Annotated in this window: 10 protein-coding genes, 1 pseudogene and 1 riboswitch; of the genes and pseudogenes, 8 read left to right on the top strand and 3 right to left on the bottom strand. The window is 71.9% G+C overall.

The window, feature by feature from the left end; translation table 11 throughout:
- The 5 genes and pseudogenes from ACZ7LV_RS36590 to ACZ7LV_RS36610 all read left to right on the top strand — a co-directional run.
- A pseudogene (locus ACZ7LV_RS36590) lies at window positions 1-429 on the top strand (flavodoxin-dependent (E)-4-hydroxy-3-methylbut-2-enyl-diphosphate synthase); the annotation flags it as partial.
- Between the two features lie 31 nt (window positions 430-460).
- Window positions 461-2,440 (top strand): 1-deoxy-D-xylulose-5-phosphate synthase, encoded by a 1,980-nt coding sequence (gene dxs / locus ACZ7LV_RS36595; protein WP_471945678.1) that lies wholly within the window; start codon window positions 461-463, stop codon window positions 2,438-2,440.
- Window positions 2,437-3,864 carry an aspartate aminotransferase family protein gene (locus tag ACZ7LV_RS36600; RefSeq protein ID WP_471945679.1) on the top strand — a complete coding sequence of 476 codons (1,428 nt, stop codon included), beginning with the start codon at window positions 2,437-2,439 and terminating at the stop codon, window positions 3,862-3,864. The genes dxs and ACZ7LV_RS36600 overlap by 4 nt, the downstream gene beginning before the upstream one ends.
- Before the next feature lie 97 nt (window positions 3,865-3,961).
- The gene (locus ACZ7LV_RS36605; protein WP_471945680.1) at window positions 3,962-4,582 is read left to right on the top strand and encodes a helix-turn-helix domain-containing protein; all 621 of its coding nucleotides are present in this window, start codon (window positions 3,962-3,964) and stop codon (window positions 4,580-4,582) included.
- Window positions 4,579-4,698, top strand: a complete 120-nt coding sequence (locus ACZ7LV_RS36610; protein WP_471945681.1) for a DUF6126 family protein — start codon at window positions 4,579-4,581, stop codon at window positions 4,696-4,698. The genes ACZ7LV_RS36605 and ACZ7LV_RS36610 overlap by 4 nt, the downstream gene beginning before the upstream one ends.
- A gap of 21 nt (window positions 4,699-4,719) precedes the next feature.
- Here the strand turns inward: ACZ7LV_RS36610 and ACZ7LV_RS36615 are convergent, their stop codons facing one another.
- Window positions 4,720-5,517: a tyrosine-protein phosphatase gene (locus tag ACZ7LV_RS36615; RefSeq protein ID WP_471945682.1), complete on the bottom strand. Its 798-nt coding sequence runs from the start codon at window positions 5,515-5,517 to the stop codon at window positions 4,720-4,722.
- A gap of 409 nt (window positions 5,518-5,926) precedes the next feature.
- A riboswitch (cyclic di-AMP (ydaO/yuaA leader) is annotated at window positions 5,927-6,084 on the top strand.
- Window positions 6,085-6,088: 4 nt separating this feature from the next.
- Between ACZ7LV_RS36615 and ACZ7LV_RS36620 the strand changes: the two genes are divergently transcribed.
- Window positions 6,089-7,078, top strand: a complete 990-nt coding sequence (locus tag ACZ7LV_RS36620) for a M23 family metallopeptidase (protein ID WP_471945683.1) — start codon at window positions 6,089-6,091, stop codon at window positions 7,076-7,078.
- A 220-nt stretch (window positions 7,079-7,298) separates the two neighbouring features.
- Window positions 7,299-8,084, top strand: coding sequence for an SGNH/GDSL hydrolase family protein (locus tag ACZ7LV_RS36625; protein ID WP_471945761.1), 786 nt, complete (start codon window positions 7,299-7,301; stop codon window positions 8,082-8,084).
- A 77-nt stretch (window positions 8,085-8,161) separates the two neighbouring features.
- Here the strand turns inward: ACZ7LV_RS36625 and ACZ7LV_RS36630 are convergent, their stop codons facing one another.
- Window positions 8,162-8,779 carry a TetR/AcrR family transcriptional regulator gene (locus tag ACZ7LV_RS36630; protein WP_471945684.1) on the bottom strand — a complete coding sequence of 206 codons (618 nt, stop codon included), beginning with the start codon at window positions 8,777-8,779 and terminating at the stop codon, window positions 8,162-8,164.
- Between the two features lie 53 nt (window positions 8,780-8,832).
- Window positions 8,833-10,011, bottom strand: a complete 1,179-nt coding sequence (locus ACZ7LV_RS36635; RefSeq protein WP_471945685.1) for a glutamate dehydrogenase — start codon at window positions 10,009-10,011, stop codon at window positions 8,833-8,835.
- Between the two features lie 143 nt (window positions 10,012-10,154).
- On the opposite strand from ACZ7LV_RS36635, the gene ACZ7LV_RS36640 reads away from it, so the two are divergent.
- On the top strand, window positions 10,155-11,348 hold the full coding sequence (locus ACZ7LV_RS36640) for an MBL fold metallo-hydrolase (protein WP_471945686.1): 1,194 nt from the start codon (window positions 10,155-10,157) through the stop codon (window positions 11,346-11,348).
- Window positions 11,349-11,738 lie beyond the last annotated feature (390 nt).

The following is an 11,738-nucleotide window of genomic DNA, read 5'->3' on the forward strand; positions in this document are numbered from 1 at the left end:
TCGCTGTCGGCCCCGCCCGCCGAGGAGGTCAAGGTCGGCATCCAGATCCTGGAGTCGCTCAACCTCAAGGAGCGCGGTCTGGAGATCGTCTCCTGTCCCTCCTGCGGCCGCGCCCAGGTCGACGTCTACAAGCTCGCCGAAGAGGTGACCGCGGGGCTGGAGGGCATGGAGGTGCCGCTCCGCGTCGCGGTGATGGGCTGTGTCGTCAACGGTCCCGGCGAGGCCCGCGAGGCGGACCTCGGCGTCGCTTCCGGCAACGGCAAGGGCCAGATCTTTGTCAAGGGCGAGGTCATCAAGACCGTCCCGGAGTCGAAGATCGTCGAGACGCTGATCGAGGAGGCCATGAAGATCGCCGACCGGATGGAGCGGGACGGGGCGGCGAAGGACGACTTGGCCGGCACGGGGAAACCGGCAGTGACTGTGAGCTGACACGAGGCACGGACCGAGAGGGGGCCCGAGCGTGACGATTCTGGAGAGCATCCGGGGACCACGCGACCTGAAGGCGCTGTCCGAGGCGCAACTTGGCGAACTGTCCGAAGAGATCAGGGAGTTCCTGGTGCACGCGGTCGCGAGGACCGGCGGCCACCTGGGGCCCAACCTGGGCGTGGTGGAACTGTCCCTCGCGCTGCACCGGGTCTTCGAGTCGCCGGTCGACCGCATCCTGTGGGACACCGGCCACCAGAGCTATGTGCACAAGCTGCTGACCGGGCGTCAGGACTTCTCCAAACTGCGCGGGAAGGGCGGCCTGTCCGGGTATCCCTCGCGGGAGGAGTCCGAGCACGACGTCATCGAGAACTCGCACGCCTCCACCGCGCTCGGCTGGGCCGACGGGCTCGCCAAGGCGCGTCAGGTGCAGGGGGAGAAGGGCCATGTCGTCGCGGTCATCGGCGACGGCGCGCTGACCGGAGGGATGGCCTGGGAGGCGCTGAACAACATCGCGGCCGCCAAGAACCGTCCTCTGATCATCGTCGTCAACGACAACGAGCGCTCGTACGCCCCCACCATCGGCGGCCTCGCCGACCATCTGGCGGCGCTGCGCACCACGGACTCGTACGAGAGGGTGCTCGCCTGGGGCAAGGACGTGCTCCAGGGCACGCCGATCGTCGGGCACACCCTCTACGAGGCGCTGCACGGCGCCAAGAAGGGCTTCAAGGACGCGTTCGCGCCCCAGGGCATGTTCGAGGACCTCGGTCTGAAGTACGTCGGCCCGATCGACGGGCACGACGTGGGGGCCGTCGAGTCGGCGCTCAGACGCGCGAAACGCTTCCACGGGCCGGTGCTGGTGCACTGCCGCACCGAGAAGGGCCGCGGCTACGGACCGGCCCTCGCGCACGAGGAGGACCACTTCCACACCGTCGGCGTGATGGACCCGCTGACCTGCGAGCCGCTGGCGCCCGCGGGCGGGCCCTCCTGGACCTCGGTGTTCGGGGAGGAGATCGTGCGGATCGCCGAGGAGCGCGAGGACGTCGTCGCGATCACGGCGGCCATGCTGCACCCGGTGGGCCTCGGCGCGTTCGCCCAGCGGTTTCCCGACCGCGTCTGGGACGTCGGGATCGCGGAGCAGCACGCCGCCGTCTCCGCGGCCGGTCTCGCCACCGGCGGACTGCACCCGGTCGTCGCGGTCTACGCCACGTTCCTCAACCGCGCCTTCGACCAGCTCCTGATGGACGTGGCGCTGCACCGCTGCGGGGTGACCTTCGTCCTGGACCGGGCCGGGGTGACCGGGGTCGACGGGGCCTCCCACAACGGGATGTGGGACATGTCGGTCCTCCAGGTCGTGCCCGGGCTGCGGATCGCCGCCCCGCGCGACGCCGACCAGCTGCGGGCGCAGCTGCGCGAGGCGGTCGCCGTCGACGACGCGCCCACGCTGGTGCGGTTCCCGAAGGAGTCCGTGGGGCCGTGCGTCCCCGCGATCGACCGGGTGGGCGGCATCGACGTGCTGCACCGGGCCGAGGCCCCCGAGGTGCTGCTCGTCGCGGTCGGTGTGATGGCGCCGGTGTGCCTGCAGGCCGCCGAGCTGCTCGAGGCCCGGGGGATCGGCTGCACGGTGGTGGACCCGCGGTGGGTCAAGCCTGTGGATCCGGCGCTGCCCGGCCTCGCCGCGGAGCACCGGCTGGTGGCAGTGGTCGAGGACAACAGCCGGGCGGCCGGGGTCGGTGCCGCCGTGGCGCTGGCGCTGGGCGATGCCGACGTGGACGTGCCGGTGCGGCGGTTCGGCATCCCCGAGCAGTTCCTGGCGCACGCCAAGCGGAGCGAGGTCCTCGCCGACATCGGCCTCACGCCGGTCGAGATCGCCGGGCGGATCGGCGCGAGCCCGGCCGTACGCCAGGAGCGGTCCGCACCGCGGAAGCCCACCAGGGGGGCCGTCGTACCGGTGCCGGAGCAGTCCTCCAAGGCGACCGCCGCCGGGGAAACGCTGTCCAAGGAGAACCACCCATGACCACCGCGGAACCCGCCTCGCCCTCGCCGGAGCCCGCGCCCGGCGGCACGTTCGACCTCGGCGCGCTGCTGGCCGAACGGGGGGCCGAGCGCTACGAGCTGCACGCCCGGTACCTCAACCACCAGTTGCCGCGCATGCTGCACACCATCGGCTTCGACAAGGTCTACGAGCGGGCCGAGGGCGCCCACTTCTGGGACGCCGAGGGCAACGACTACCTCGACATGCTCGCGGGCTTCGGGGTGATGGGCCTCGGCCGTCACCACCCCGTCGTGCGCAAGGCGTTGCACGACGTCCTGGACGCGCAGCTCGCCGACCTCACCCGGTTCGACTGCCAGCCGCTGCCCGGCCTGCTCGCCGAGCGGCTGCTGGCGCACAGCCCCCACCTGGACCGGGTGTTCTTCGGCAACAGCGGGACGGAGGCGGTGGAGACCGCGCTGAAGTTCGCCCGGTTCGTGACCGGCAGGCCCAGGGTCCTGTACTGCGCGCACGCCTTCCACGGCCTGACCACCGGCTCGCTGTCCGTGAACGGCGAGGCGGGATTCCGCGACGGCTTCGCCCCGCTGCTCCCCGACACGGCCGTCCCGCTGGGCGACCTCGACGCCCTGGCACGCGAGCTGAAGAAGGGCGACGTCGCCGCGCTGATCGTGGAGCCGATCCAGGGCAAGGGCGTGCACGAGGCCCCGCCCGGCTACCTGCGGGCCGCCCAGGACCTGCTGCACCGGCACAAGGCGCTGCTCATCGCCGACGAGGTGCAGACGGGCCTCGGGCGCACCGGCGACTTCTACGCCTACCAGCACGAGGAGGGCGTCGAGCCGGACCTGGTCTGCGTGGCGAAGGCGCTCTCCGGAGGCTATGTGCCGGTGGGCGCCACGCTCGGCAAGGACTGGATCTTCAAGAAGGTCTACTCGTCGATGGACCGGGTGCTGGTCCACTCGGCCAGCTTCGGCTCCAACGCACAGGCCATGGCGGCCGGGCTCGCGGTGCTGTCCGTCATGGAGAGCGAGCAGGTCGTCGCGGGCGTCCGGACCACCGGGGAACTGCTCAGGTCCCGGCTCGCCGCACTGGTCGACAAGTACGAGCTGCTCGCGGACGTGCGCGGCCGGGGGCTCATGATCGGCATCGAGTTCGGCCGGCCCCGGTCGCTGAAGCTGCGCAGCCGCTGGACCATGCTCCAGGCGGCCCGCAAGGGACTCTTCGCGCAGATGGTCGTCGTCCCGCTGCTCCAGCGGCACCGCATCCTGACCCAGGTCTCCGGCGACCATCTGGAGGTGATCAAGCTGATTCCGCCGCTGATCATCGGGGAGCCCGAGGTCGACCGGTTCGTGGCGGCCTTCACGGAGGTGATGGACGACGCGCACAGCGGCGGCGGGCTGGTGTGGGACTTCGGCAGGACGCTGGTGAAGCAGGCGGTGGCCCACCGCTGACGCCGGGGGCTCCGCTGCGGCGGGCCGACGAACTTGAGGTTTTTGCCTCTGAGGCAAGTAATTTGCCCCAGGGGCAAGAATCCGGCTCAATGGAGCCATGAACTCCTCCCCGGAGACCGGGGCAGAAGCGGCCGGTGCGCTGCCGGTCGTCGCCCCGCAGCTCCGCGACCTGCGCCGCCGGGCCTCCCTCACTCTGGAGGCCGCCGCCCGTGCGGCCGGACTGTCACCCGCCCATCTGTCGCGGCTGGAGACCGGACAGCGCCAGCCCTCGCTGCCGATGCTGCTGGCGCTCGCCCGTGTCTACAGTACGACCGTCTCGGAGCTGCTGGGCGAGACGGTCCCCGACCGGGACGCCGTCGTGCGCGCCGCCGACATGGAGCCCAGCGGCGCGGGCGGCTGGACGTACTGGCAGGCCGGCGCCCCCGGCCGCGGCATGCAGGCCCTGCGCGTGCACGTGCCGTACGGCTCGCAGGGCGACATCGTCCGGGTGCACCCCGGTGAGGAATGGCTCTACGTCCTCACGGGCCGGCTGCTGCTGCGCCTCGGGGACGCCGCGCACCCCCTCGAACCGGGCGACAGCGCCCATTTCGACTCACTGACCCCGCACCGCATCGCCGCCCAGGACCCGGGCGGGGTCGACCTCCTCTTCGTCCACACCCTGCTGCAGAGCCCCACGGCCGTGCTGTGCCTCGGCCCTATCACGGGAGACACGCCATGAGTGACATCGAGGGGAAGATTCCCCGCGGCATCTGGGTCCGGTTCGTCATCTACATCGTGGCGGGACACCTCTTCGCCGGCTTCCTCTATCTGCTGTTCGAGGTCGGGGCGAAGTAGGGGGCGGGGGTGAAGTAGGAGTCAGTCGAGCAGGCGCTCGCGCAGTCGCTCCCGGGTCCCGGGGGTGACGCCGAGCCCCTGCGCCAGATAGGTGTCGACGTCGCCCCAGGTCGCCTCGATGGTCTCGAACGCGGCCGTCAGATACTCGGCGCGCGCGTCGAAGAGCGGGCTGAGCAGCTCCATGACCTCCGGGGAGTAGGCGGAGGCGGAGCTGCCGCCCCGGTGCACCTTGTAGCGGCGGTGCTTGGCGTTGGACTCCAGGTAGTCGGCGAGGATCGCCTCGCGCTCCACGCCCACCGCGAGCAGCGTGACGGCGATCGACAGGCCGGCGCGGTCCTTGCCCGCGGCGCAGTGCATCAGCGCGGGGACGCTGTCCTCGGCGAGGGCGTGCAGCACCTGGGAGTGCTCGGCGGTGCGCTCCGTGACGATCGCGCGGTACGAGGTGATCATCCGGTCCGCCGCCTTGCCGTCGGACAGGACCTCGCGCAGCTGCTCCAGATCGCCGTCCCGGACCATCTTCCAGAACTCGGCGCCGTCCGCGGGGTCCGTCAGCGGCAGGTTCACGTTGCGCACGCCCGGCAGCTCCACGTCCGGGCCCTCCAGCTTCTGGTCTGCGGCGTTGCGGAAGTCGAAGATCGTGTGCAGCTCCAGGGAGGCCAGGAACACGGCGTCCTGTGCGGTGGCGTGCGCGAGGTGGCCGCTGCGGAACAGCACTCCCTGCCGCACCCGGCGTCCGTCCACCGTCGGCAGCCCGCCCACGTCACGGAAGTTGCGCACTCCGGCCAGTTCGGGCTCGGTCGACGGCACCTGCTGCGTCACGGGGGCTCCCTCCCATCCACCCCGCCGGCGCGACTCGTCGACGGGCACGCCTTGACGATACGACACGCGATCCAGCGGCGACACGCCTCGTATGTCCTTTCTGTACCTTCTGTCTCAATAACGAAATTCGCTCCAACTCGCTCTGGAATGGGGAAGCCTGGAGCAGTGTCACGTGAGCAGCGTCATATTCGTGACCGAGCGTCGCTCGTCATGCTCACGTAATTCACATGCCTTCAAGGGCGTTTACGGAATGCACATGCGCCCCACTGCACGGAGTGTGACCGGAAATCGGGCGAACGGATCACGAAAACGGCGTTCCGGTGAAACCTCTTGCTTGTCCCGTTGCGTCTCGGTCGCTTACGTTCCACCCGATCCGGACGGACGCCGAATCCTGCCGCCGCCCGGTGCCCGCGCTAACCCACCCGTGTTCGGCAGGAGCGGGGGACCCACAGGTACAACTGCCTGTTCCGGTCTCCGGAACGGCTTGGGGTACAGCCGCGTCCCCACGCGGCCGGACATCTCCAGTCCGCACCCGACAGCTCACCTCGCAGGCGCCGGAGAGGAATTCGCCATGCCCGCGAAGGGTAAGCACCGCCGTCCGAAGACCCAGCGCTTCACCCGCTCCATCGCCGTCGCCGGAACCGGTGGCGCCGCGCTCGCCCTGCCGCTGATGGGGGCCGCCGGCGCCCACGCCGCCCCGGTCCAGTCCGCCGCGGAGAAGGCCGTCTCGTCGATCCCGGCCCAGCAGACGGCCGTTCGGCAGCAGGTCGCCGAGAAGCAGTCCGCCGAGAAGCAGGCCGCCGCGCAGAAGTCGGGCGCCCGGACGTACTCCGTGCGGGTGGGCGACTACCTCGCGAAGATCGCCGACGAGCAGGATGTCAACGGTGGCTGGCAGCGGCTCTACGAGGACAACCGGGAGGCGGTCGGCGAGAACCCCTCGCTCATCCACCCCGGTCTGAAGCTCACGATCGGCGAGCGGGCCGAGTCGGGCGCCGACGAGCCGGCCTCGTCGTCCTCCGGTTCCTCCGCGGCCGATTCCTCGGCGGCCACCGCGTCACCGTCCTCCGAGAGCTCCGAGAGCTCCGAGAGCTCTGAGCCCGCGGCGGAGGCGGAGGCGCCCGAGCCCGCCGCCGCCGAGGCCCCGGCCGCCGGCGGCTTCTCCGCCCCCGTGGACGGCGCCGGCGTCGGCACCGCCTACCGCGTGGCGGGCAGCATGTGGGCCAGCGGCTACCACACGGGTGTCGACTTCGCTGCCGCGAGCGGCACGCCGCTCAAGTCCGTGGGCGCGGGCACGGTCGTCTCCGCGGGCTGGGCCGGTTCCTACGGCAACCAGGTCGTCATCAAGCTCGCCGACGGCTTCTACGCCCAGTACGCCCACCTCTCCTCGCTGTCCGTCTCCAGCGGTCAGAGCGTGACCGGGGGCCAGCAGATAGGCCTGTCGGGCTCCACCGGCAACTCCACCGGCCCGCACCTGCACTTCGAGATCCGCACCACCCCGGACTACGGCTCGGACGTCGACCCGGTCGCCTACCTCGCCTCCAAGGGCGTGACGGTCGGCTGACGCCCGCCTCGCACACCGGCCGAAGGCCGGACCCCGCTTCCGGGGTCCGGCCTTCGGCGTACCCGCCGTCGGGCGCACCGGCCTTATTCCGGAGTTGACCAATCCTTTGGCCGTGGCCTTTCTCACCGTCCGTCAACCCCTGCCTACGGTCGCGTAGGTCACATTCGAACAGGAATCATGTCCCGACGTGGCAGACGATTCGAAGAGTGACAGCACATCAGTGATCGGGTCGTACGTGGCGGTGGGGGACAGCTTCACCGAGGGCGTCGGCGACCCCGGCCCGGACGGGGCGTTCGTCGGCTGGGCCGACCGTTTCGCCGTACTGCTCGCGGACCGCCGGGCCGAGGGCGACTTCCAGTACACCAACCTCGCCGTGCGCGGCAGGCTGCTCGACCAGATCGTGGCGGAGCAGGTCCCGAGGGCCGCGGAACTCGCCCCGGACCTGGTCTCGTTCAGCGCCGGCGGCAACGACATCATCCGTCCCGGCACCGACCCCGACGACGTGGCGGAGCGCTTCGAGCGCGGGGTCGCCGCGCTGACCGCCACCGTGGGCACCGTCCTCGTGACCACCGGCTTCGACACCCGCGGCGTTCCCCTCCTGCGGCATCTGCGCGGCAAGATCGCCACCTACAACGGCCATGTGCGCGCCATCGCCGACCGGTACGGCTGTCCCGTGCTCGACCTGTGGTCGCTCAAGTCCGTGCAGGACCGGCGCGCCTGGGACCACGACCGGCTGCACCTGTCGCCCGAAGGGCACACCCGCGTGGCGCTGCGCGCCGGGCAGGCCCTGCGCCTGGCCGTCCCCGCCGACCCGGAGCAGCCGTGGCCGCCGCTTCCGCCGCGCGGTGCCCTCGACGTGCGCCGGGACGACGTCCACTGGGCGCGTGAGTACCTGGTGCCGTGGATCGGCCGACGGCTGCGCGGCGAGTCGTCGGGCGACCATGTCATCGCCAAGGGTGTGCTGTCGCCGGACGACATCAGGACGTGGATCGCTTCCGTGGCGTGAGGGCGTGACAATGCCGCGTATGCCGCATATGGCACTCATGTTGCCTATGTCGTGAAGGTGACGAACCGGTCGGCGGCTCAGCGCTGTTGAGCCGCCGGCATCCCCGTCAGGCCGAGTTCCCGCGCCAGCGCTTCGTCCACCCACTCCTGCGCACGCGCGCGGGACACGGCTCCCGCGTACGACGTGATCTGCACGGCGAGCCCGTCGAGCAGGGCCGTCAGGCGCAGTGCCGCGCCCATGGGGTCGGGGCAGCGGAACTCGCCCGCCGCCACACCTTCGGCGATGACCTCGGCGATGGCCGCCTTCCAGCGCCTGTCGAGGTCCTGGGTGACCTCCCGCAGCGCCGGCTCGCGCAGCGCCGCCGCCCAGCCCTCGATCCACAGCCGCCAGCCCTTGGCCGGTCCCGTCGGCGCGTACCAGCGCACCGCGGCCCGCAGCCTGCGCTGGGCCGTCGTGCGCCGGCCGAGCAGCTTGGCGAGGTGGGCGAGATCGTCCTCGGCCGCGTACGCGAACGCGGCGGCGACCAGCTTCTCCTTGGTGGAGAAGTGGTACAGCACCAGCGCGTTGCTCACGCCGAGCGCGGACGCCACGTCGGCGATCCGCACCGCCGCCACGCCCCGCTCCTCGATCTGTTCCACGGCGGCACGCAACAACTCCTCGCGCCGTTCCGCCACGCTCAACCGCACTCTCGCCACCGGGTCACCCTAACGGGCCACGTCCGAACGGTGGCCGCGCGGTGACCTTCAGGTCAGCGGTACGACCCGAAGCGCTCCGTCAGCAGCGACAGCCGCTCCCCGGCGAGGGCGTGCGCGGCGGCACGCGGCGTGCTCCCGTCGGCCTCCGCACGGGCCAGCACCAGGTCGGTCAGGGCGCGCATCGAGCGCCGTGTGTGGGCGAAGGCCTCCTGCGCGTCCGCGCCGATGTCGCCGAACAGCGTCCACCACCACCACGCGTTCGTCCCCGAGTTGACCACCACGTCGGGCAGGACCGTCACCCCGCGCGCGGTGAGCTGTTTCTCCGCCTCGGGCAGGACGGGCATGTTGGCGGCCTCGACGATCCAGCGGGCGGTGATCCGGTCCTGCTCCGCGGGGCCGATCGCGTACGACACGGCGGCGGGCACCAGCACCTCGGCGTCGGTGGCCGGCCAGGCGTCGCCGGGAAGTTCCTGGTCCCCGGGCCGCAGCGCCGCGCGGTCGACCGTGCCGTACGCGTCGCGCGCGGCGAGCAGCGCCTCGACGTCGAGACCCGCCGGATTGGCGATCGTGCCCCGGACGTCGGCGACGGCCACGACCCTGAGGCCCGCGCGCGTGAGGAAGCGTGCCGTGGCGCCGCCCATGGTGCCCATGCCCTGCACGGCCACCCGGGTGCCCGCCCAGGGCACCTCGGCCCGGTCCAGGGCCGCGAGCACCGACTCCGCGACCCCGCAGCCACCGACCAGCTCGCCCAGCCCGATCCCGTCCACCGCCACCGCGAACGCCTCGGCGAGGCGCCGCCGCGCCGCCGCCTCGTCGTCCAGCAGCGGGTACACCGCCTGGATCGACGAGACCAGCCCCACCTCGGCGGCGGCCCGGTCCACCAGGTCCTGTGTCAGGCCGAGGTCCTCGCCGGTGGTCCAGACGCTCTCGACGTAGGGCCGCACGGCCCGCAGGTACCGCACCAGCAGCCCGCACGCCGCCGGGTCCCGGGGATCGCAGTCGATGCCGCCCTTGGCACCGCCGAGGGGGACGTAGCGGGCCTCGGGGTCGTAGTGCAGGGCCTCCTTCACGGTCATTCCGCGCGCCAGCCCGGTGACCTCCTCCAGGGTGCAGCCCGGGCGCATCCGCAGCCCGCCGCTGGCGACCCCTCGCACCAGACGGTCGACGACCAGGAAGCCCCGGCGGCCGGTGACGTGGTCGGTCCAGGTGAGCGAGAGAAGGGGGGCGGTCACGGAAGCTCCTTGTGGCGGCGGCTGTTCCCGGTTCGCGCGCGAACACGCGTACTGAATCACGAGTCAGTATGGGGGGCGGGCGGCCGATGGTGTCGGTGGGGCGGACCATAATGGAGCTTCCACCGATTCCACCTGGAGGTACCGTGGCCGGTTCCCGTTCCCTGAGCTCCGGGCTCCGCGCGCTGCGGCCCGCGGCCTTCGGCGTGGAGCCGAGCGGCGAGCGCATGGCGCGCATCCGCAGATCGCCCCACTTCAAGGACGGCGTCTTCCAGAACCCCGGAGGGCCCTCACGGATCCGGCCCTCGGGTTCGACGCTCGACTTCGCGAAGACCTACTTCGACAAGGACGCCCGTAACCGCCGCACCCCGTACGGCGCCATGCCGGTGTACCCCACGACAGCGGCGGACCTCGCGCGACCGCCCGCCTCGGGCCTGCGGCTGACCTGGCTGGGTCACTCCAGCGTCCTCGCGGAGATCGACGGGCAGCGGGTGCTCTTCGACCCCGTCTGGGGCGAGCGCTGCTCGCCGTTCGCCTTCGCCGGGCCCCGGCGGCTGCACGCGGCGCCGCTGCCCCTGACCGCGCTCGGCCCGGTCGACGTGGTGGTCATCTCGCACGACCACTACGACCACCTGGACCTGCCCACGATCAAGGCGCTGGCCGGCACGGACACGCTGTTCGCCGTGCCGCTCGGCGTCGGCGCCCACCTGGAGCACTGGGGCGTGTCCGCCGACCGGCTGCGCGAGCTGGACTGGCAGGAGTCGACCAAGGTCGGCGGGCTCACGCTGACCGCCACCCCGGCCCGCCACTTCTGCGGCCGCGGCCTGCGCAACACCCAGCACACGCTCTGGGCGTCCTGGGTCGTCGCGGGGGAGAGCCACCGGTTGTTCCACAGCGGTGACACCGGCTACTTCGAGGGCTTCCGGGACATCGGCGCCGACCACGGCCCGTTCGACGCCACGATGATCCAGATCGGCGCGTACAGCCAGTACTGGCCGGACATCCACATGACTCCCGAGGAGGGCGTCCGCGCGCATCTGGACCTGCAGGGCGGCGACGCCTCGGCGGGAGTGCTGCTCCCCATCCACTGGGGGACCTTCAACCTCGCCCCGCACCCCTACGCCGAGCCCGGCGAGTGGACGAAGGACGCGGCCGAGGAGGCCGGAGCGGCGGTGGCGCTGCCCCGGCCCGGCGAGCCCTTCGAGCCGGCCGGGGACCTCCCGGTGGACCCCTGGTGGCGCACGGTCACGGCGCCCGTCGCCCGGCACTGGCTGCGGGGCCGGGACACCGGCGCCGCGCCGTCCGCCAAGGGCGACCTCGACCTCGCGGGCGAGCGGTAGGGATCTCGTTCTCGCGGCGGTCGCGGATCGCCGTCCTCCGGTCGGGGACCGGCACACCGGCGGGGCCGGGGCTCATCGCCCCGGCCTTCTTCCGTGTCGGCGGCGTGCCTCGCGGTCCGGCGTTTCCTGACCGCTTCCGACCAGGTCGGATCGATCCATGACGGCATCGATGTCCTTGTCGGGGCGCGCTTATCGGTCTGTCGTACGAGGCCTCATACCAGAGCGGGACGCGGGCCGTAGGACTTTGTCAACTGCCCACCGCACATGATGCGTTGCCGACTACTGTGAGTGTCCGTCGGGCGACGCACGGCCGCATTCCTCTCGCCGTCGTCGGCCGGCACCGAGCCGACGCATGCCCGTGTCACGCCGACCGGGCCCGCCCCGGCTTCC

It is taken from the genome of Streptomyces sp. NPDC107562 (assembly GCF_055657325.1).